This window comes from Xanthobacter cornucopiae (assembly GCF_043195065.2).
GTDB lineage: Bacteria > Pseudomonadota > Alphaproteobacteria > Rhizobiales > Xanthobacteraceae > Xanthobacter.
Genome location: NZ_CM195531.1, coordinates 352,771 through 375,253, shown reverse-complemented (window position 1 = coordinate 375,253; position 22,483 = coordinate 352,771). Strand labels below are relative to the sequence as shown.

General features: G+C 69.6%; 12 protein-coding genes and 1 tRNA gene. 9 read left to right on the top strand and 4 right to left on the bottom strand.

The features are described 5' to 3' along the window. Nucleotides 1-3: 3 nt before the first annotated feature. The 7 genes from V5F53_RS01660 (at nt 4) to V5F53_RS01630 (ending at nt 9,029) form a co-directional block, all read left to right on the top strand. Nucleotides 4-1,656, top strand: a complete 1,653-nt coding sequence (locus V5F53_RS01660; protein WP_393998148.1) for a dipeptide ABC transporter ATP-binding protein — start codon at nt 4-6, stop codon at nt 1,654-1,656. Next, a complete protein-coding gene (locus tag V5F53_RS01655) occupies nt 1,653-2,750 on the top strand; it encodes a putative FMN-dependent luciferase-like monooxygenase (protein ID WP_393998149.1) in 1,098 nt (365 codons plus the stop codon). The genes V5F53_RS01660 and V5F53_RS01655 overlap by 4 nt, the downstream gene beginning before the upstream one ends. Continuing rightward, on the top strand, nt 2,747-3,412 hold the full coding sequence (locus V5F53_RS01650) for a CMD domain protein (RefSeq protein WP_393998150.1): 666 nt from the start codon (nt 2,747-2,749) through the stop codon (nt 3,410-3,412). The genes V5F53_RS01655 and V5F53_RS01650 overlap by 4 nt, the downstream gene beginning before the upstream one ends. Before the next feature lie 12 nt (nt 3,413-3,424). Next, nucleotides 3,425-4,027 carry an alkylhydroperoxidase domain protein gene (locus V5F53_RS01645; RefSeq protein WP_393998151.1) on the top strand — a complete coding sequence of 201 codons (603 nt, stop codon included), beginning with the start codon at nt 3,425-3,427 and terminating at the stop codon, nt 4,025-4,027. Nucleotides 4,028-4,922: 895 nt separating this feature from the next. Further along, nucleotides 4,923-5,735, top strand: coding sequence for an amino acid kinase family protein (locus V5F53_RS01640; RefSeq protein ID WP_393998152.1), 813 nt, complete (start codon nt 4,923-4,925; stop codon nt 5,733-5,735). Between the two features lie 11 nt (nt 5,736-5,746). After that, nucleotides 5,747-6,583: an amino acid kinase family protein gene (locus V5F53_RS01635; protein WP_393998153.1), complete on the top strand. Its 837-nt coding sequence runs from the start codon at nt 5,747-5,749 to the stop codon at nt 6,581-6,583. Between the two features lie 364 nt (nt 6,584-6,947). Then, complete coding sequence (locus V5F53_RS01630) at nt 6,948-9,029, top strand: methyl-accepting chemotaxis protein (RefSeq protein WP_393998154.1); 2,082 nt, start codon at nt 6,948-6,950, stop codon at nt 9,027-9,029. Nucleotides 9,030-9,168: 139 nt separating this feature from the next. Here V5F53_RS01630 and V5F53_RS01625 read toward each other — a convergent pair whose 3' ends face one another. Then, on the bottom strand, nt 9,169-12,003 hold the full coding sequence (locus tag V5F53_RS01625; RefSeq protein ID WP_393998155.1) for an HD domain-containing phosphohydrolase: 2,835 nt from the start codon (nt 12,001-12,003) through the stop codon (nt 9,169-9,171). A 697-nt stretch (nt 12,004-12,700) separates the two neighbouring features. Then, a tRNA-Gln gene (locus V5F53_RS01620) sits at nt 12,701-12,774 on the bottom strand. 224 nt (nt 12,775-12,998) lie between these two features. Here V5F53_RS01620 and V5F53_RS01615 point away from each other — a divergent pair. Then, nucleotides 12,999-13,205 carry a hypothetical protein gene (locus V5F53_RS01615; protein ID WP_393998156.1) on the top strand — a complete coding sequence of 69 codons (207 nt, stop codon included), beginning with the start codon at nt 12,999-13,001 and terminating at the stop codon, nt 13,203-13,205. A gap of 127 nt (nt 13,206-13,332) precedes the next feature. Here V5F53_RS01615 and pbpC read toward each other — a convergent pair whose 3' ends face one another. Together pbpC and V5F53_RS01605 are read right to left on the bottom strand one after the other, a co-directional pair. Beyond that, nucleotides 13,333-15,450: a penicillin-binding protein 1C gene (gene pbpC, locus V5F53_RS01610; RefSeq protein ID WP_509212813.1), complete on the bottom strand. Its 2,118-nt coding sequence runs from the start codon at nt 15,448-15,450 to the stop codon at nt 13,333-13,335. Next, nucleotides 15,447-20,819: an alpha-2-macroglobulin gene (locus V5F53_RS01605; RefSeq protein WP_393998158.1), complete on the bottom strand. Its 5,373-nt coding sequence runs from the start codon at nt 20,817-20,819 to the stop codon at nt 15,447-15,449. The genes pbpC and V5F53_RS01605 overlap by 4 nt, the downstream gene beginning before the upstream one ends. 291 nt (nt 20,820-21,110) lie before the next feature. On the opposite strand from V5F53_RS01605, the gene V5F53_RS01600 reads away from it, so the two are divergent. After that, on the top strand, nt 21,111-22,319 hold the full coding sequence (locus V5F53_RS01600) for a tyrosine-type recombinase/integrase (RefSeq protein WP_509212811.1): 1,209 nt from the start codon (nt 21,111-21,113) through the stop codon (nt 22,317-22,319). The last annotated feature ends 164 nt before the right edge of the window (nt 22,320-22,483 follow it).

The window sequence follows — 22,483 nt, the reverse complement described above, 5'->3', positions numbered from 1 at the left end:
CCGATGAGCCGGATCGCAACGGCGCCTGTGCTCGACGTCGACGGCCTGACGGTGGCCTACGGCGCCGGGACCGGGCGCGCCCGCGTGGTGCACGACCTGTCGTTCCAGGTGGCGCCGGGCGAGGTGGTGGCCTTGGTGGGGGAGAGCGGCTCCGGCAAGACCTCCACCGCCCAGGCGGTCATCGGCCTGCTGCCGGCCGGCGGCGCCGTCGAGGCCGGCACGGTGCGCCTCAACGGCATCGACATCACCGGCTTCAGCCCCCGGCGGCTCGATGCCGTGCGCGGGGCGGTGGTCAGCCTGGTGCCACAGGACCCGACCAGTTCCCTCGATCCGGTGCTGACCATCGGCGCGCAGGTGGCGGAGATCCTGAAGGTACATGGCCGCGCCTCCGGCCGCGCGGCGCGCACGCGGGCGGTGGAACTGCTCGACCACGTGGGGCTCGGCCAACCGGAGCTGCGGGCCCGGCAATATCCCCACGAGCTGTCCGGCGGCATGCGCCAGCGGGTGCTGATCGCCATTGCCATCGCCCTCGAACCGGCGCTGATCATCGCCGACGAGCCCACCTCGGCGCTCGACGTGACGGTGCAACGGCGCATCCTGGACCTGATCGACACGCTGCGGCGGGCCCACGGCACGGCGGTGCTGCTGGTGACCCACGATCTCGGCGTCGCCGCCGACCGCGCCGACCGGCTGATCGTGATGCGGCACGGCCGCATCCAGGAGCAGGGAGAAACCCGCGCCGTGCTCGCCGATCCGCAAAGCCCCTACACCCGGCGCCTGTTGTCCGATGCGCCGGCGCTGCGCCCGGCCGTCGCCCGGCCGCCGGTGCCGCCCGCGTCCCCCATCGCCGTGCGGGTGGACGGGCTGGTGCAGGAGTTCACGCTTCCCGGGCGCGGGCGCTTCCGGGCGGTGGATGACGTCTCCTTCGCCGTGGCACGGGGCACCACCCATGCCATCGTCGGCGAAAGCGGGTCCGGCAAGACCACCGCCATCCGCGCGGTGACCGGCTTCCTCGCGCCCACCTCCGGGCGGATCGAGGTGGCAGGCCAAGCCCTCGCCACGCTCAAGGGCGACGCGCGGCGCGCGTTCCGGCGCATCATCCAGATGGTGCACCAGAACCCGTTCGCCTCCCTCGACCCGCGCCAGACCATCCGCGCGGTGGTGGAGGAGCCGCTGCTGAATTTCGCCCCGCTCTCCCCGGCCGAGCGGACGCGGAAAGTGGAGACGCTGATCGACCGTGTCGGCCTGCCGCGCGCGGCGCTGGAGCGCCGGCCCCATGCCCTGTCCGGCGGCCAACGCCAGCGGGTGGCCATCGCCCGGGCGCTGGTGCTCGATCCCGCCGTGGTGGTGCTCGACGAGGCGGTGTCGGCGCTTGACGTCACGGTCCAGGCGCAGATCCTCGACCTGCTCGGCACGCTGCAGCGCGATCTCGGTCTCACCTACCTGTTCGTCTCGCACGATTTGGCGGTGGTGCGGCAGATCGCCGACACGGTGTCGGTGCTCCACCACGGCCGGCAGGTGGAGTGGGGGGCGGTGGCGGACGTCTTCGCGCGTCCGGCCAGCGCCTACACCCGCGAGCTGATCGACGCCATTCCCGGCCGCGCCCTGCCCCGGCCCGCCCCGCCTTTCATCCCCCGCGTGGAGGACGTGTCATGACCGGGACCCCCGGCAAGCCCGCCGCCGAGCGCCCCGCCCGGCGCCTCGGCTTCTTCACCCGCCTGCTCGACGACGGCGACGCGGGCGAGCGCTACCGCCTGGCGACCGCGCAGATCCTCCATGCCGAGGCACTGGGCTTCGACAGCGCCTGGATCGCCCAGCATCATTTCCACCCCGACGAGGGCGGCCTGCCGGCGCCGGCGGTGTTCCTGGCGCATGTGGCGGCGCGAACCCGCGCCATCCGCCTCGGCACCGGCGTCATCACCCTGCCCATGGAGAACCCCATCCGCGCCGCCGAGGACACCGCCGTGCTCGACCTGATCAGCGGCGGCCGGCTGGAGGTGGGGTTCGGCACCGGCGGCACGCGGGAATCCTTCGAGGCCTTCGGCATCGCCAGCGACCGGCGCGGCGCGGTCTACGGCGACAACCTGCTGATCGTGCGCGACGCCTGGGCCGGACGGCCGCTGGCCGCCGCCGCCACCCTCTACCCCACCGCACCGGGGCTGCTCGACCGGACCTGGCTCGCCACCTTCTCCGTCGCCGGCGGACGACTCGCGGGGGAAAGCGGCGACGGGCTGATGCTCTCGCGCACCCAGCCGCGCCCGGCCGAGGCCCCCGGCGCCACCCTGTGGGATATTCAGACCCCCATCATCGACGCCTATCTCGCCGCCCTGCCAGCCGGCCGGGCGCCGCGCATCCTGGCCTCGCGCAGCCTGTTCGTGGCCGAGGACCGCGGCCACGCGCTGCGCCTGGCCGAAGCCGGCCTGTCGCGGGTGGCGCGCCGGTTCGAGGCGGCCGGCCATCGCTTCGCCAGCACCCGGGTGGAGGACCTCATCGCCGCCCTCGACAGCCATGTGGGCACGCCCGAGGAGGTGATCGCCTCGCTGAAGGCCGACACCGCGCTGGCGCGGGCCACCGACATCGTGTTCCAGGTGCATTCCATCGACCCGCCCCACGTCGATGTCCTCGCCTCCCTGACCCTCACCGCACGCCATGTCGCCCCGGCGCTGGGCTGGCATCAAGCCGCCGGCCCGCGCGCCGCCGCCGACCAAGCTGCCGACAGACCTGCCGACAGACCTGGGAGCCACCCATGACCGAAACCTCCCCGTCCACCACCGCCACGATCGGCGCCTCCGCGCCGGGAGCCCCGGCGCCCGGAGTCTCCGCGCCGGGAGTCTCGGCCGACATCATCGCCGAGGCCTCCGGCGTTCCGCCGGATGATCGGCTACGCGCCCGCCGCCCGGTGACCGCACAGGCAGCGCAGGACAGCCACGAGGCCCTGTTCACCCCCCGCTCCGAGGCCGACGCGAGCCGCGCCGAACGTCATGCGGTGGCGCTGTTCGTCACCCTCCTGCACGCCGCGCCAAACCTCGCCGCGCACCATGCCGATGCCCTGCGCCGGCAGCCGGGCGGGGCCGCGCTGGTCGAAGCGGTGCAAGCCGCCGCCGCCAGGGGCGCCGCGCACGGCCCCTATGGCCGCTACCCCGCCGGTCCGCTGTCGACAGAGGACCAGCCGGGTCCCGATCTCGCGTTCGCCGCCAACGACGCGGCGACGCTCGGCCCCCGGCTCGCGGCGGCGCTCGCCCATGCTCACCTGCTGGTGTTCCACCCGCGCGACGCGCGGCCGGCGCATCTCGGGCGCCTGATCGACGCCGGCTGGAGCAGCACCGGCATCGTCACCTTGTCCCAGCTGGTGGCGTTCCTCGCCTTCCAGATCCGTGTCGTCGCCGGCCTCAGGGTCCTGGCGCAAGCCTGAGCGGAGCCCCTCATGACCGAAGCCTTGATCGAACCGGCCATCGCCGCCCCGCCCAATGCCTTCACCCTGGAGCAGATCGGCTGGACCCCGTGGCTGGCGCCGCTGCCCGAGGCCGAGCTGACCGAGCACCACCGCGCGGCCCTGGTGGACCCGGCACGGGCGAAATCGGCCTATTTCATGCTGCTGGCGCGAGACCCCGACATCCTCGCCGCCCGTACCCGCACCGACAAGGACATCTTCTACAACACCACGGACGGATTGCCTCGCGACGCGCGCGAGCTCGCCGCCACCGCCGTCTCGCGTGTCAATGGCTGCATCTTCTGCGCCTCGGTCCATGCCCGCTTCGCCGTCCATCTCTCCAAGCAGCCGGAGGCGGTCCGGCGCCTGCTCGAACGCGGCCTGTCAGCGCCGCTCGACCAGCGCTGGAGCGCCATCGCAGCGGCAGCGGGGGCTCTGACGCAGACGCCGCCCGCCTTCGATGCCGGCCATGTGGTGCGGCTGAGGGACGCCGGCCTCGACGACGGCGAGATCGCGGACGTGATCCACGCCGCCGCCTTCTTCAACTGGGCCAACCGCCTGATGCTGTCCCTGGGCGAGCCGACCCCCGCCCCCTGACAGCGCGCCCCGCCATCCAGCCTTCGGCGAACCGGCGCCGCCAGTGCTGAACACCGCGCGCGGCGCGCGGGCGGATGGCTGCGGTCGCGCCCGCGGCCGCACCGGGGCGGCCTCGTGATACCAAAGGCCCGTAAGCTTGACTGATGGGGCTCCGGTCGAGCCCGCGCGGCGCTTGAGCGGACTCGCTTGGCACCGGTCGAAGACCGGGGCCGATGGCATGACTTGTGTAAGAATATGATCTTTATTCAGATCACAAGAATTTCACCTTCGCGCGGCGTCCTGGCCCACCCCATCAACTCCACCGCATCGCACCAAGCCTCAGGCACCGGCCCGCCATAAGAACCGCCCGGCAGACCAGATCTGGAACGCGAAACAAAATAACTGCACTGAAAGCATTCAATAAAAATTACGCGTCAAAGCCCTATATCGATAGGGATTTTAAATTATATTTCAAATACACTCGTTACCTTGAGACCACCTCTTCACCTGTGCGCCGCAAGGACGATGGACAGGGCCGGCGCCCCCTGCGAAGATCCATTTGAAGGGTTGCCGATCATCGGATCGTCGCGGGCCGGAGGGGCGGGAAACCTGAAAAAGGGTCAGTTTCCGGCGGCGGACGCCAGGATGTCCGGCCACGGCCATAGAGGGAATGCCCGGCCGTAACGGGCTTGCGGCCGCGATTTCTGAAGGGTGCCGGGGCTTTATTCTACGCACCCTGGTTTCGATGCCACCCGCCCTGGAATCCGGAAAGAATGATCGCCCCCTGCATTTCTCGTCGTTTTTTCCCGACGATGTAAAAGGTACATGTTTTTCGCATATTGCCCGGGCCTGTCCAGGCGCAGTATCAAGCTCCCCGAAGAACAAGCAATACACGGAAGCAACGAAAGGCATCCCGATGGCCAACACGACGGCGGAGCTTGACGCGCTCCTCACCCAGCGATCCCTGACCGACGCCCAGCTTCTCGCGGCGGCGGATACGGCTGCGGACTTTCGCATCCTGCCGGACGCGACGGTGATCAAGATCGGCGGCCAGAGCCTCATCGACCGTGGCCGCGCCGCGCTCTTCCCGCTCCTTGAGGAGATCGTCGCGGTTCGCAAGAACCACAAGCTGCTGATCGGCACCGGCGCCGGCACCCGGGCCCGGCACCTGTATTCCATCGCGGCGGAACTCAACCTGCCGGCGGGCGTGCTGGCCCAGCTCGGCGCCTCGGTGGCCGACCAGAACGCGGAGATGGTGGGCCAGCTGCTGGCCAAGCACGGCATCTCCAAGGTGGACGGCGCCGGCCTGTCGGCGGTGCCGCTCTACCTGGAGCAGGTGAACGCCGTGGTCTTCAGCGGCATGCCACCCTATTCGCTGTGGATTCGCCCCGCCGCCGACGGCGTGATCCCGCCCTATCGCACCGATGCCGGCACCTTCCTGCTGGCCGAGCAGTTCGGCTGCAAGGCGATGATCTACGTCAAGGATGAGGACGGCCTCTACACCGCCAATCCGAAGACCTCCAAGGACGCCACCTTCATTCCCAAGATCTCCGTGGACGAGATGAAGGCCCGGGGCCTCCACGACTCCATCCTCGAATTCCCGGTGCTCGACCTGCTGAAGGCCGCCCGCCACGTGCGCCAGGTGCAGGTCGTGAACGGCCTCGTTCCCGGCAACCTGACCCGCGCCCTGGCCGGCGAGCACGTCGGCACCCTCATCACCGCGAGCTGAGAAGAACTGCCATGCCCGACTTCAACACCAGCAGCATCAAGCACGTCGCCTCGCCGCTCGCGAGCCAGACCCTTCTCGACGGGCAGCTGACCCGCCCCATCGCCGGTGGACGCCCGATCCGCCTCCTGCCCTGGCTGCAGGTGGTGAAGATCGGCGGTCGCTCCATCATGGATCGCGGCGCCGAGGCGATCCTTCCCATCGTCGACGAGCTGCGCAAGCTGCTGCCGGAGCACCGCCTGCTGATCCTGACGGGCGCCGGCGTGCGGGCCCGCCATCTCTACGGCGTCGGCCTCGACCTCGGCCTGCCGGTGGGCTCCCTGGCCCCGCTCGCGGCGAGCGAGGCCGGTCAGAATGGCCATATCCTGGCCTCGCTGCTGGCGCCGGAAGGGGTCTCCTACGTGGAGCACCCGACCATCGCCAGCCAGCTGGCGATCCATCTCCAGGCCGCTCGCGCGGTGGTGGGCAGCGCCTTCCCGCCCTACCATCACCATGAGTTCCCCGGCGCCCGCATCCCGGCGCACCGCGCCGACACCGGCGCCTTCCTGCTCGCCGACGCCCTGGGCGCCGCCGGCCTGACCATCGTGGAAGACGTGGACGGCGTGTACACGGCCGATCCCAAGGCGCCGGGCGGCGAGGCCGCGCAACTCCTGCGCGAGGCCACCGTGGACGACCTCGCCAAGCACGACGGCACCCTGCCGTTCGATCGCGCCCTGGTGGAGGTGATGGCCAATGCCCGCCACCTGGAACGCGTGCAGGTGGTGAATGGCCTGGTGCCCGGCCGCCTCACCGCCGCCCTGCGCGGCGAGCATGTGGGCACCATCGTCCACACCGGCGCGCGCCCGGCCTGAGGCCTGGGGCGCCATCCCAACCGCCCGTGGCGTCGCCACGGGCCCGATTCGATCCACGGCCGGTGAGCTTGCCTCACCGGCCGTGGCCGTTCTTCAGGACGCGAAGCACGAACACTGGTACATCGGTGCGGTGCATCGATATGACGTAACGTCAATAAAACACTACGGATTTCGCCTCCACACCGCCCCGCGCGCAACCCCGCCGGGCGAGCTGGCGCAGGGACATCCCCCAGGACGCTCCCCGAGGCGCCAAGGCCGCCGATTTCCGCGCAAAAGCGCCGCACCCACCATCCTCGCGCAAGCCTTCGTCTTTGAATTTATCCCATTCAAGACCTCCGCCGCTCCAGTCCAGGATGCCCGGGACATGTCCATCAAACGCCTGCTCTCGCTCTCCATTTTCGTCATCGCGGCGATCGCCTGCGCACTCGCCATCTTCATGGCCGTGCGCCAGTGGGAGCAACTGACCACCGCGCAAGGCGCCGCTGCGCGCCTCGACGTGATCCGCGCCCTGGCGGACGTGCCCAAGCTGCTGAACCCGGAGCGCGGACTGACCACCCTGGCGCTTCAGACCATGACCGCGTCCCAGGCCGCCGGCACCGAGCTCGCCGCGTTTCGGGCCGACACGGAGAAGGCGATGGAGAACATCAAGGTCCGCGCCCGGGCCACCCTTGGCGCATTGGACGACGCGGCGGCCATCGTCGCGGCGGCGGAGGAGATCGCCAGCGATTATCGCGCCTTGCGCGCGACTGCCGACGAGGCCCTGAGCCGGCCGATCGACCAGCGCGGCACGGCCTGGAACATCGTGGTCGAGAAGACCGACGCCATGGTGACCAAGTCATCGGACGCCATGGCGGCGCAACTGCGCAGGCTTGCCGCCGCCAACGGCGTCGGCTTCGCCTGGAGCGACACCGCCGTGACGGTGCTGGCCCTGCGCAATCAAGGCGGGCGACAGGCCGGCATGCTGCAGACCCTCGTCACCGCCCGCGAGCCGGTTTCCCCGGCGCAGCGCGACGCCTTCTTTGCCCTGCAGGGCCGCGTCGAGCAGACCTGGGGCGACCTGTGGGCGCTGCGCGCCCTCAGGACCCGGGCCCCGGGCTTCGTCGCCGCCCTCGAGACCGCGAACGATGACTATGTGCAGCGCTTCGCCGACCTGAGCCGCGACATGCTGCCGGCGTTCGACAGCGGCGACTTCCCCCTTGATGGACCGGGCTACCGCTCAAAGACGGTGCGCATGTGGAGCAGCGTCATCGCGCTGCGGGACGCCGCGTTTGACGAGGCCGAGAAGGCCATGTCCGGCGCCATCCAGGCGGCCTGGACGAGCCTCGCCTGGGCCCTTGCCAGCCTGACGGCGGTCGTCGTGGCCGTGACGGTCATTCTCATCCTGGTGTCGCGGCGGGCGATCCGACCCCTGTTCGACATGGCGGGCGCCATCGAGGCGGTGGCCGCCGGCAACCTGTCCACCGCCGTACCCGGCCTCGGCCGGCGCGACGAGATCGGCCAGATGGCGAACGCGCTCCAGGTCTTCAAGACCGGCCTTGAACGCAATGCCGCGCTGGAACAGGAGGCCCTCAAGGCGCGGACCGAGGCGGAGGCGCTCCGCCGCTCGGAAATGAATGCGCTGGGCGAGCAGTTTGAAAAAGCGGTGGGCGGCGTGGTGGACATGGTGTCCTCGGCCGCCACGGAATTGCAGGCCGCGGCCCAGAGCCTCACCGCGACCGCCGAGGAGACCTCCGCCCAGGCGGCGGCGGTGGCCAGCGCCGCCGATCAGGCGGCATCCAACGTCCAGAGCGTCGCCGCCGCCATCGAGGAGCTTGCCGCCTCGGCCCATGAGATCGGCCGGCAGGTCACGCAATCCACCTCCATCGCCAGCCGCGCCGTGGGCCAGGCCGACGAAACCAACCTGCAGATGACCAGTCTGCGGGCCGATGCGGAAAAGGTTGGCGCCATTGTCGGGCTGATCGGCGACATCGCCGCGCAGACCAACCTGCTGGCCCTCAACGCCACCATCGAGTCCGCCCGCGCCGGCGAGGCGGGGCGCGGCTTCGCGGTGGTTGCCCAGGAGGTCAAGAGCCTGGCGGAGCAGACGGCGCGTGCCACCGCCGACATTTCCGGCCAGATCAACGGCATGCAAGGCTCGACCACCGGCGCGGCGACCACCATATCGGCCATCGGCAAGACCATCGGCGACATGAACGCCATCGCGGCGGCCATCGTCGCGGCGGTGGAGGAACAGGGCGCCACCACCACCGAGGTGGCCCGCAATGTCCAGCAGGCCGCGACCGGGGCCAATGAGGTGCGCTCGAACATCACCGGCGTCACCCACGCCGCGGAAGTCTCCTCGTCCGCCGCCGCGCAGGTGCTCTCCTCGGCGAGCGAGCTGGCCCACCATGCGGAGACCCTGCGGGGAGAGGTCCGCAAGTTCGTCGACTTCGTCAAGGCGGCCTGAGCGCCGCGGACGCCGCCACCGGGTCCGCCCGGCCCCTGACGTCTCCCCTCGACGCCGGTGTTGACCCGGACCGGGGGGATGACGGCTCACGTGCCGTGCGGGCGCCCCCAAGACCCCGCGGCGCACGCTCGAACAGTCGTCACGCCGCCTCGGCTGCCCGCGGGATGAGCGCGCACAGCGCATCGACATCCACCGCGTCCCTCTGCGCCTCGTTCAGGTGGCGCCCGGCGTAGGTTTCCCATAGCCGGCTCTCAAGGAAATAGCGAAACACCACCGGATCGACATGCCCGCCCTTGCACATCAGGGCCATGATGCGCAGCGACTGCGACAGCGTCTTGGCCGGCTTGTAGGGGCGATCGGCGGCCGTGAGCGCCTCGAAGACGTCGGCGATCGCCATCACCCGGTCCTCCGTGGACAGCTTCTCTCCCGTCAGGCGACGCGGATACCCCTTGCCGTCCATCCGCTCGTGATGGGTCGCGGCGATCTCCGGCACCCGCGAGAGATAGTTCGGCCAGGGCAGGCTTTTGAGCATGATGTAGGTCTGGACCACATGGTCGTTGATCTTGAAACGGTCCTCCTCCGTCAGCGTGCCCCGCCCGATGGAGAGGTTGTGGATCTCGCCCAGGTTGGCGCGATGCGCCGGAAGCTTCATGTCGAAACCATAGGCATTGGCCGGATCACCCGTCTCCACCGCTGGGCGGACGCTACCCCATGGCCGGATGTGTTCCGGCCGGTCGGCAAGAAGGCGTTCCTGCGCGGGCAGGCTCTCTTTCGCGCGCCCCTCCAGCCGCCGCGCCTCCTCCACCGAGAGTCCCAGGCGGTCATCGAAGTGCCGCAGCCACGTCTGGGCGCCGATCTCGCGGATGCGCGCGATGGCCTCCTCGCTCATGAACTCGCCGCCGATGTTGCTGTTGGCGACGAAGGCAAACTCCTCTCTCAGCCGGCCCTGGAGCGCGTCGCGCTCGGCGGCCGAGCGCGACGCGTCGTCTCCCTTGCCAAGCCGTTGCAGATGGGCGATCTCCGCATCGCGCCACAGCACCTCGAAACGGGTCCGAATCTCGTGGATCCGGTTGTAGACCGCCTCCAGCTTCGTTGCCTTGTCGATGATGTGCTCAGGGCTGGTGACCTTCCCGCAATCGTGCAGCCAGGCGCCGAGGCGAAACTCGTAGCGCTGCGCGTCAGTGAGACGAAACGCCTGGAATGGTCCGTGCGTTTCACACGCCATCTTGTCGACCATCATGATCGCCAGTTCGGGAACCCGCCGACAATGTTCGCCGGTATAGGGGCTCTTGGCGTCGATGGCGTCGGCGACGAGACGCACGAATCCGTCGAGCAGATTTTCTTGCGCCTCAAACAGCTGCCGCGTCTCGATCGCGGACGACAATGCGCCCGACAGCTTTTCCACGAATGTGGTGAAAGCCGCCCCGCCGCTCCGGTTGTCCAGCGGATAGACCAAAACAATCAATCCGATCGGCCGGTGCTGCCGATTGGTGAGCGGCACGATCATCTGCCCACGGCCCGAGAGATCTTCGGAAATGACGCGCTCTCCGGATATGGCGGATATCGGCAGCGTCGGCTCCGGAAAGATCGCATTGTCCGACTGCTTCTGAGATACCGCGCTCAACTGAAGCTGAAACCCGGCGGAATCCATGAGATAAAGAGCACCAAAAGAACATCCTGTTGCGGCAACGATATTCTTAAGCACTTTTCCATTCATTCGATCGACATTTCCTTCACGCCCGATCACATCGGATGTGACAAGAAAGCTATCAATGGTGACACAGACTTTGTTTAATGCCGTTTCGAGAGCCTGAATTTCAGAAATGGCGCTTCCGCCGCTCGATTGCGTTTCGAAATCGAACCGCAACATCCGCTCCGCCCGATCCGTCACCTGAGAGACGCTTCGGCCCAGCCTCGCGCCACCGAACCACCCCGCGAGCATGAGAACGAAAACGACCACGGTCGCATCCAAAGCCTGGCGCGCCAACCCGTGGCGGGCGGCCTGGAACAGATCGCCGTCCGGCATGGCGATATAAAGAACCAATTCATTGGAACGAATGGCAGAAAGGGGCACCTTGATACCCTGCCACTGCTCATCCATCGCATAAAAACTACGGATCTGATCCGGACTTGAATTGAGGCCTGCAAGATTTTTTATGGGCTCTTCATTCAAATCTGAAATATATTTTACCCTGACAACATCACCCTGTTGAGAAAAATTCTGCCCGCTATCGGTGCTTGCCACAATCAACCCGTTGCCACCCGTCAGCGCGACCTCTGTCCGCGGCGTCGGCAGCAGGCTTTCCATCTGCCGGTTCAACTCAGAGAGCTCGATGTCTATGGCGACGACGGCATTTCTGGAGGCTGATTTTTTACTTAAAGTTACACCGACATTACGCGTCGTGAAGAAGACGTATGGGCTTGAAAGCTGAATTCCGCCCGATTGTTCAGCCAATTTGTACCAAGGCCTCGAGCGGGGATCGAATCTGTAGTCCGGCATGAGCCGCCGACCTGAAAGCTGCATCTGCTCATCGTAAAAAAGCCACTCTCCCCGCAGATCTGAATTTTCATATTTTGTGAGCGTTTGCAGGAGGAATGCGGCATCGGAAGGGGCATTAAAGGCTTTTCTCTCCTCAGCACTCCCAATTCTCCGCAGCAGAAAAAACTCTCCGTTTTCATATCCGACATATATTGAAGATAATATTTTTATATTATTGAGAGAATCAAAAAATATATTAATTCTCGAAATTCTATCATTTATCGTACTTGCATCCCCAATGATATCGAATGAAAGACTTGTCAGCGCGAACGCGGCGGAGCTCAATATATTCTGCGCCCTCTCATCAACCAGCCTCGCCATCAAGAGGCTTTGATCCTTGGCAGATGAAAGCAGGGCCGTACGAGCCGCATTCCAACCCTGCCACATCAAGACGAAGCCGATTGAAAGCATGGATGCGACAATGGCACTGGCCATCAATAATGGCAGCCTGATCGAATAGCGACCTGAGCGTTGCCCATGCGTCGGGGGACTGAAGTTCCTCATGAGACGGTCAACCAATCCGAAGCGAGCGCAATGATGAATTCATACCATTGCCCGCGCGACGCCGCATGGAAATTGGCGAGCGGGCCGCGGTGCCATCTCGGGTTGAAACGCCCGCCGCAGATGTCCGCCTGGGGGCGACGGGCGCGGAGCGCCGCCGCCGCGGGCACGGACGCGGTACCCCGCCGAACAGCCCGCCGCAGTGGTGCGCCAGCGGCCTGCGCCACCATGGTCCGGCCAAGCCCCCGCCCGCGACGACGCGAAGCATCTGCGGCCCACCGCCCGCCCCACGCGCCTCTCGAACATCATCCCCGCACGTGCAGGGACGTCGGCGCATCCCGCAGGTCCCCAGCCGGGCCGCGACAAGACAGCCCGCCCACGGGACAGCGCCCGGCACCTCTGGCGAGGTTTCGCCATCGACGCCCCACCGCCTTCACGGCCGCCTTCGAAAATCGCCACCTGATCCAGCGTGACCAGCAGCGCGGCGCCCCGCGACCGCGCCATACGGTGCCATGGCGGCCGTTCGCACGGCACCGGAGACCCGCATGAGGAGAGCGAGAAAAGCCGGAAGCGCGCGCCACCAAGGCGACGCGACGCTTTCTCAATGCTCTGATTTCGAAGAATTTTCAGTTGGCTGGGGGACTAGGATTCGAACCTAGATTAACGGAGTCAGAGTCCGCGGTTCTACCGTTGAACTATCCCCCACCAGCTTCGCCTACCGCCGCCGGCGGAGCCGGATGAGCGGGGGTTCGAAGGGTGTGCCCGAAGGCACTGGCGCTTAGTACCCAATCGGCATCGGTGGGTCCAGACCCTTTTTGAGTCATCCACAGGCGGACACTCATACAGGTCGCGCAATGGTGCCATGCACAAAGCCCCCTGCCGCGCCGCGCGCGATCCGCCTATCTCTGCGTCAGATCATGGAGTTGGAAATGGCTACGGTGCATGCGAGCGCCCAGGACGGGCACGGTTTCATCGCGCGGGTTGGCGCGGCGATGTCCGATTTCTTCGCGGCTGTCGCCCAGGCGCGACGGATGGCGGATCGTTTCGAGGATCCCACCCACCTGCGCAACAGCGAACAGGACCTGATGGGACTGCCTCGGGAAGATGTTCCCGCGGTGCTCCACCCCCGCCACTGACCCGGTTCGAGCCATTTAGAGTTTGCGTTTCCTCCCAAGGACTTGTCCCGCACATCTTTCGATGTGCGGGATTTTTCTTGTCTCTGGCGGAAAAGGGCGGCGTCACATCCGGCGGGCCGGACCGGCCTCACTCCACGCGTACGGTGACGCTGTCGGCCCGGCCGCTGGCGTCGATGACGGTGATCCGGGCAAAGCCCGCCCCCTCCGGGTTCCAGAACAACAAACGCCGGTCCTCTGAGCGGCTTACCGGCCGGCCATCCACCAGCAGCGTCAGGGGCAGAAGGCCCCCCTCCACCTTCACCGCGAAGCCCCCCCCGCCGGCCGCCTCCCCCTCGCGCGCCACCCGGGCGCCGTCCGGCGGGTAGACCACCTGCATCGCGCGCCCCTCGCCGGCCCCGCCGAAATGGCGTTGGGGCGGCGGCAGGCGCGGGTTCGACGTCACCAGCACCCCTCGCGGCGCCGGTCCCAGGGCCGCTGGCGTGCGCGCAATGCGGGCGAAGGCCTCGAACAGCAGCGGCGCGGCCGCGCTGCGCCCGGTCAGGTCGGCCACCGGCTGGCCATCCGGCCGCCCCACCCACACCGCAACGGTACGCCGGCCGTCGAAGCCCACGGCCCAGGAATCGCGATAGCCGTAGGACGTGCCGGTCTTGAAGGCGATGCGCCCGCCCAGCGCGTTCTCGGGCGCGGGCGTGCCCAGCAGGCACTGGCCCACATACCAGGCCGCCACCTCGCCCACCAGCCGCGCGCGCCGCGGCGCCGCCAGCGCGCCCTCGTCGCGCCGGTAGACAAGCGGGCGCGCCTCGCCGCCGCGCGCCAGGGCGGCATAGAGCAAGGCCAGATCGGTCAGGCGGATGCCCACGCCACCGAGGCCCATGGGCAGGGCCGGCGCCGCCCCCGGCGGCAGTTCCAGCCGCGCGCCCGCCTCGCGGATGCGGGTGGCGAGGCGCTGCGGCCCCACCGCATCCAGCAGCCGCACCGCCGGCACGTTCAACGACATCTGCAGCGCCTTGCGCACCGAGAGCGTGCCCTGGAAGCCGTGGTCGAAATTCTCCGGTCTCCAGGCGCCGAACCGCACCGGGCGATCCTCGATGAGGGTTTCGGGATGGGCGATGCCATCGTCGAAGGCCAGGGCATAGATGAAGGGCTTCAGCGTGGACCCGGGCGAGCGCACGGCCCGGGCGAGATCCACCTCGCCGGCGCGGGTGCGGTCGGAAAAGTCAGGCCCGCCCACATAGGCCCGCACCTCGGCACTGTCGGTGTCCACCACCACCAGCGCCGCCGACAGGCCGCGCCCCAGGGCCTGGGTGCGCTCGCGCAGCAGCGCTTCCAGCCGCTCCTGAAGCGGCCCGTCGAGGGTGAGCGGGTGGCGGGTGGCCGCCGGGCGCGCGGCCACCATGTCCTCGGCCAGATGGGGGGCAAGGCGCGGCATCTCGCGGCGGCGCCCGGGCACCGGCTCCGCCTTGGCGACCCGCACCTCGTCGGCGGACACCACGCCCTCCCCCAGCAGGCGATCGAGCACCCGGTCGCGCGCCGCCACCGCCCGCGCGCGGTCACGGTCGGGCCGCCGGGCCTCGGGAGATTGGGGCAGCGCCACCAGCACTGCCGCCTCGCCGAGGGTCAGCCGGCGCGGCTCCTTGCCGAAATAGGCGAGCGCCGCGGCGCGCACGCCCTCGATATTGCCGCCATAGGGCGCCAGGGTGAGATAAAGTGAGAGAATCTCTGCTTTCGACAGCCGCGCTTCCAGCTCCAGCGCCCGGCGCATCTGTGCGAGCTTGGCGGCGAAGGTGCGCGGGCGCGGCGGCGCCAGCAGCCGCGCCACCTGCATGGTGAGGGTGGAGCCGCCGGACACCACCCGCCCGGCCCACAGCCCCTGCCAGGCGGCACGCGCCAGCGCCACCGGGTCGATGCCGCCATGAGCCGTGAAGCGCTTGTCCTCATAGGCCTCCAGCAGGGCGACCAGGCGCGGATCCACGTCCTCCAGCCCGGCAGCGAGACGCCACCGGCCGTCGGCCAGGGCGAAGGGGCGCAGCAGGCGCCCGTCGCGATCCAGCACCTCCCGCGAGAGCGCGGGATGGGGCGCGGGCGGGGCCGCCCCGCGCAGCCCGGCCAGCCCCGCCGCCGCGCCGCCGCCGATCAGCGCCAGCGCGATGCCCGTCACCGCCGCCAGGCGGACGCCGAGCGCAAACCGCCGCCCGCCGAAGCCGGGGGGAAGAGCAGCCGGAGGTTCGGGCACTGGCGCGCTCATCGCCCGGGCGCCACCTCCACGGTGCCGGCGCCGGTGCGGGCGAACCGGTCCGGACGATACATGTCCTCCACCACCGCCGGCGGATGGGCGTAGCGACCGGGGGAAACCGCCCGCACCACATAGGCCACCACGAACGGGTCGTCCCCCTCCTGCCGGGTCACGGAGGCCACGAAGCGGTCGTCGCGGAACTCCACATGCGCCGCCTCGCTGGTCTGGTCCAGCCAGGCGAAGCCGCCATCCTCCCCACCTTGAACAAGACTGGGGTTTTCGATCTCGAAGCCGGCGGGCAGGTAGTCCACCAGCAAGATATCGGCCAGCGCGCCCTGGTCCTCGGCCACCTTCAGCACCACCGCCAGGCGCTGGTTCTGGGTGGCCCGCGCCGGGTCCATGGGCTTGCCGTCGAGGCTGAAATAGCGCCGCTCAAGGGCGAAGCCGCGGGCGATGGGCGGCTCGGAGGCGGCCGGCGCGCCGGTAACGGAGACCACCACCTTCACCGGCTCGGCGCCGCCGTTGCGTACGGTGAGGGGCGCGCGCTCCAGTTCGGCGCGGGAGAGGGCGCGGCCGAACACGCCGCGGGCCTCGGCGCCGTCCACCTCGAGCCGCATGGCCTTGGCGCTGTCGACGAGGGAGGTGGCGGCCAGGATGAGCCATGCGTTCTCCTGAGTGGAGGTGCGCTCGGTGCGCAGCCGCGCCGCATCGACCCGGGCGAGGGCGATGTCGGCATAGTTCTCCAGGCCGGCCTCGCGGGCGAGCACGGTCAGCGCCGCCGCATCGCGCAGCACTGAGCCGAAATCGGCCCGGCCCGCCTGCGGGTCGGCCGGGCTCGCGGGGAGGCCCTCCAGCGCCACGGTGAACACCCGCTCGGCGCGCGCGCGGTCGCCCAGCAGCGCCAGCGCCGCCGCCACCTGCCCCCGCGCCAGCGGCGTGGAGAGCGCCTTCAGCCGCGTGTCGGCGATGTAGCGCAGGTCGCCCAGGGGCGCGCGGCCGTTGCGGGCCAGCACATAGAGCGCATAGGCGAGGCCCTCGGAGGTGGACTGCATCTCCGCCCCGGCCAGGTTCACCGTGTTGCGCAGCCGGTCCAGGGCCAGTGCGAACGCCGGTTCGGGCACGGCAAAGCCCTTCTCCCTGGCGCGGGTCAGGAAATCGGCGACATAGGCATCGAGCCACGTATCCCCGCCGCCGGCCGCCCACAGGCCGAACGATCCGTCAGACCCCTGGCGGGCCATGAGGCGGGTGATGCCGTCGCGGATGCGCGCGTCCGCGACGGGATCGGGCGCGCGGCCGACCAGCGCCGACAGGTCGTTATAGGACAACAGCGGCAAGGCGCGGCTGGTGACCTGCTCGGCGCAGCCATAGGGATAGCGATCGAGCGCCGCCAGCAGGGCCGGCACGTCAATGCTGCTGTTGGGGGTCACGCTCACGGCGACCGCTCCGGTCCCCGGCAGCAGGTCCGCCACCAGCGCCTTCGACAGCGTCAGGCTCTCCCCCGGCGCCAGGGTGCGCACCGTGCGGCGGGTGATCTCGGGATAGGCCGGCCGCACGTTCAGCGCGAAGCTGCGGGCGATGTCCACCCCCTGCCCGGTCAGCCGCACCTCGACCGTGGCGGGTCCGACGCCGCGCCCCTCCAGAGGCAGGCGAACGGCCACGCGCTGCTTCTCCGCCAGCGTCACCTCGCCCGCCGGCTGCGGGAGGCCGGCGGCGCCGGAGGCGGTCACGTCGAGCCGGTAGGTGCCCGCCGGCGCCTCCACATTGGCAAGGTCGAGGGTGAGGGTGGAGCGGTCGCCACTGGCCAGGAAGCGCGGCAGGGTGGCGAGCACCACCACCTTGTCGCGCACCACCACGTCGGTGGCGGCGTGGCCCAGCTTGTCGGCGCTCCAGGCCATGGCCATCAGCCGCACGGTGCCGTCGAAGGCGGGAATGGGGAAGGAGACCAGGGCCGTGCCGTCCGCCGCCACCGGCACGATCCCCGAGAACAGCGCCAGCGGCGCCTGGGTGGGCGGGCTCGTCTGGAAGGCCGCCTCCCCGCCGTCGCCGCCGGAGCGCAGCCGCCCGGCATTGCCCTGCATGCCGTCGATGAGCGCGCCATAGAGGTCGCGGATCTGCGGCGACAACCGGCGCTGGCCGAAGATGACCGCATCCGGCGCCGGAGGCTTGAAGCCGGTGAGGTTCAAGATGCCCACGTCCACCGCCGCCACCGTCACGAACGCCTGGCCTCCGGGGGCGATGCCGGAAACGCGCACCGGCACCGCCAGCGTCGCGTCGGGCCGCATCTGCGCCGGCGGGGTCAGCTCCACCCCCAGGGTGCGGGCCTCCCGGTTGACGGAGAACCAGGCGAGGCCGATGGCCCGGCTGGGCATCCGCCCCGCCGCGACGTCCAGCGGCCGGTGCAGGAACGCGACCAGATAGGCCCCCGGCCCCCAGCCATCGGCCACCTTGAAGCTCACCGGGTTGGCGCCGGGCGAGACGGGAATGACCTTCTGCGCCAGCAGCCCTTCGTTCAGCACCATCACGGTGGCGGTGCCGGCGGCACGGGCGGTGAGGGTGGCGGCGAGCGTGTCGCCGCCCGCATAGGCGGCCCGGTCCAGGGTCAGTTCCAGCTTGTCGGGCGTGTCGGCGGTGCCGTCGCCGCCGAAGCCGGAATCGAACCCGAGGGAGGTGAGCGGCAGGCCGTCGCCGGAGATGTCGAGGCGATAGCGGCCATATTCGGTGGGCACCGACAGCCGGGCCGGGCCGTCCGCCGGGGTCGCCAGCCGGCCTTCGCCCACCCGCGTCACCACCTTCACCGGCTCATAGTCCCAAGAGCTGCCGGCCTTGTACCATTGGTAACGGGTCTCGACCTTGGACAGGCGCCAGCTGAGGCCGGGGGCCGCCAGCACCCGGTCGTCGATGCCGGCCACCACCACGTCGAACTGGGCCACCTCCCCTTCCCGCACCCGGTCGGCGAACAGCGGCTTCACGCCGATCTGGCTGCCTGCCGGCGCCACCGGCAGCACCAGGGTGCGCTGGACGGCGCGCCCGCCGGCCTCCACCAGGCGCACCAGGGCTTCCACCTCCAACGGCCGGGCGGTGGACGGCAGGGCGGTGGCGGCCACCTTCAGGCTGGCGCGGCCGGCGGCATCGGTGCGCGGCGCATCGGCCACCGGCTGGCGCTCGGGCAGCACGCTGTCGTCGGCATTGCCGAAGCGGTAGCCCTCGAAGCCCTTGCGGTTCTCGGCGATGCGCACCTCCGTTTCCGCCTCCACGTCAAGGCCCGAGGCGGGGGCGCCGAACAGGAAGCGGCCTTCCAGCAGCAGCTCGGCGGGCCGGCTGCGGGACACCCGTCCCTCCCTGGCCGACAGGGTGAACTCGACCCGGTCGGGCACATAGTCTTCCACCAGGAAGGCGGCCTCGCCGAGCGCCGGCAGCTTGGGGTCGGTGAAGGCGCGCACCCGCCAGGTGCCGGTGGCGGCGCCCTTGAGCAAGGCGAAGTCCGCCACCCGCCCGCCCGCCGACTGGTCGGACACCACCAGGCGCCGATCCTCCACCCCGTCCGGCCGCTGCAGGATGAGGGTCAGCGGCACCCCGGTTGCCGCGCGGCCCTGGGCATCGCGCAGCAGCACCGTGAGGTGCACGCTCTCGCCGGAGCGGTAGACGCCGCGCTCGGGGGTAACGAAGGCGTCGAGGGCGCGCGGTGCCTCGCGGCCGGCCACCCCCCGGTCGGTGAGGTCGAAGGCGCTCTCCTTCAGGGAAAGGAAGGCATAGTCGCCGGCGGGGGTGCGGGCGATCGCCACCTCCGGCTCCAGGCCGGCCGGCCCGCGCGACAGGCCGGGATCGAACCGCACATGGCCATCGGCATCGGCCTTCGCCTCGCCCAGCACCTCGTTGGACTTGGCGACCAGCTGCACGGTGGCGTCCGCCACCGGCCGGGCGCTGCCCAGCGCGCGCACCAGCACATGCACCCCGTCCTGTCCCGACAGGGCCGTCAGGCCAAGGTCGGAGACGATGAACCACTGGGTGGCCTCGGCGCCGTAGTCGTCATCGCCCAGCACCCGGTCGGGCCTGGCCGTCATCACATAGACGCCCGGCTCCAGCTTGCCGATGGCCTCGGTGACGGGAACGGCGGTGGTGACCTCGCCGTTCAACGGGCTTTCCACCTCCAGGATGCCGGAATAGAGGGCTATGGCGGTCCCGGCGGCCATCTGCTCGCGCACGTAGCTGTCGATGTTCTGGCGGAACTCGCCCTGGATGGCGGTGGGCACCAGCGCCCGGTCGCCGATGCGCAGAATGTTCACCTTCACCGCCCGGGTGTTCACCGAAACGATGGGAATGCCTTTCTGCCCGGTGCGCGGCAGCACGTAGTTGCGGCCGGTGAAGCGCACCGAGGGCGCGCGGTCGCGCACATAGAAGGACAGCTCCACCGGCTTGCGCAGGCTCTCGCCGGTGGCCGCCGGAACGCCGGGGCGCACGCGCAGGGTGTAGCGCTCGCCCGCTTTGAGGCCCTCGACGCAGATCTGCCGCGCCTCCGCCGTCACCGCCGGCGCATCGAGCCCCGCCACCTGCACGAACGGGGCGAAATCGGTGGCGGCGGCAAGGTCTTCGGAAAACTGCACACAGGCGCGCGGCGCCGCCGAATCGGCCTCGACCGTATAGTCGAGCAGGCGGAAGCCATGCTCCTCGCGGAGCTTGTCATAAAACGCGCGCTCGGCGGGCGCGTCGCGCAGCTCCAGCGAGGCCTTCAGGGTCTCCAGCGCCGCGTTCCACAGGCCGCGCGCGGCATAAAGGCGACCGATGACGGCCAGGGCATCCGCCTCCTCGGCCCGGGTCGCCGCGCGACGGTAGGAGATATAGGCCGCGGCCAGCGCATTGTCGGTGAGGGCGCCGGCGTCCTCATCCTCATTGGGCTTGACGGCGGCGAGAGCGCGGGCCAGCCGCAGCCACACGCCGGCGTCCTGCGGCGTCACCAGGGCAAGCCCGCTGTAGGCGGTGACGGCGGACCGCGCGTCATTGCGCTGCAATGCCTGCTCCGCCTCGCGGCGGATGCGCTCGACGGGAACCGTGGGCGGAACCACCTCGCGGCGCAGGTGCCGTTCGAAGCGCCGGGCGCCGGTGACGAGATCGGCGCGCTGGAAACTCTTGAGCGCCGCCGGGCGAGGCGGCGCCGGCACCGGGGCGGCGGCGGGCGGACCCGCGAGCGGCGGCATGGTGGCGGGCGGCGTGGTCGCCGGGGGCGGCAGCGGCGCCGGCGGACGCGTGGCCTGCGCCGCCACCGGGGCAGCAGAGAAGGAGAGGCCGGCGAGCGGCAGCGCGACGCTCGCCGCCAGCGCCAGGAGGCGGACGGCGCCGCCCCCCTTTCGCACGCCACGGGCAACCAGACGACGAACGAACGGCATGGGCTCCCTCCCCCGATGCGAAGCATCATGGTCGAGGGGACCTCGCGATCTGGCGGCTGTGCGGGCGACCTTCCGGCACAGGGGTCCGCGTGACGCGACGCACCCTCATGTCATCAGAACGACTTACCACCCCACACGAAAACCCCTATCCGCCTTGACTTAAAGGGCTTTCCGCCTTCTCCTTGGTGAACTTGCAGCGGTTCACCAGTGGAGCACCACCGCACTATGGCATCTAGGCACGACAGGCGCCACCTTGAGCAGCACGGGAACCAGTGGAGGGTTCGAATCAAGGTGCCGAAGGAGGTGCGCCCCACCATTGGCAGCGCCTTTCTGGTGGAGGGCCTCCACACCGACAGCCTGTCGCTCGCCAACGCCAGGAAGTGGGAGGTAATTGCCCGCCTCAAGGGCCGTATCGAACAGGCTCGACAGCAGGTCCGGGGCGCCGATCTTCTCGGTGGCGAGGCGATGGAATGGCGGGACCGGCTCCAGGCGGAAGACGATCCAAGCGAAGGGGTGATGTCGTCCCTCCTCACCGACAGGGCCTACGAGATCGAACACCGGCACGGCTACCGGACGGCCAAGGCATTCGTGGATGTCGCCACCGGCAAGGCGACCTTGGTGGAACCGCTCGTGGATATGTGGTTGACCGAGGCACAGTACGCCGGCCGCACGGAGGCCGCGTACCGGCAAGCGTTCGCCATGCTCTCCAAATGGGCAGCTACGGAAAGCGTGCCCCTTGCATTCGAGGCGCTGCCCCGGAAGGTGGCCGGCAAATTTATGCAAGACGCCTTCATCACCCCTGGCGCATCCGCCGCAGTCGCGAACAAGCTACTGGCGGGGCTGTCGGCGCTGTGGTCGTGGGCGATCAAGCGGGGGCATGCGGATGAGAACCCATGGCGGGGCCAAGGGCTGAAAGCGAAGAAGGCCAAGGCGCCAGACGGTGGCGGATCAACCCGCCCCTTCGCCGACGCAGAGGTGACAGCCCTTCTTAAGGCCTCGGAAGGCACCCACCTGGGCGATATGAGCCAGGTCGCGGCGCTCACGGGAATGCGCCTTGGAGAGATCGCCGCATTGAGGGTCGCGGACGTGCACTTGCAGGGCGAGGGGCCATTCCTTCAGGTGGTCGAGGGCAAGACCGACGCTGCGTCCCGCGCCGTCCCCGTGCACCCCGATTTGCTGCCCCTCCTCACGGCCCGATGCCAGGGCAAGGCCGGCCCCACCTACCTATTCCCCGAACTGACGACACCGGAGAGTCAAGAGCGTTCCCGAGGAGCCTCAATCTCCCTCGCCACGTCCCGCCTTCTCCGCGAGCTGAAGCTGGAAGACAAGCTGCCGGGACACAGGCAAGCCCGCACCGGCTTCACCGCCTGGACCCTGGCGGACGTGGTGGGCCATTCCAAGGAAGCCGGGCCGCTGCCCATGACGATGGGGCGATACCCTGGAGCGGCAGGCATGGAGGCGAAGCGGGCGTGTGTCCTGGCCGTGAAGCTGCCGGCTTAGCGCCCCAAATCCGGACCCGGATGTGCAGCCGGCGCACGGCTGGCGGCATCGCTTCAAGACCTTGGCGCGGGACGTTGGGATGGCCCCCGGTGTGGGGGCCGCAATCCAGGGGCATAGTGCCGACACAGTCGCGGAGAGCTAGGGGACGTGTCGCTAAAGGCGAA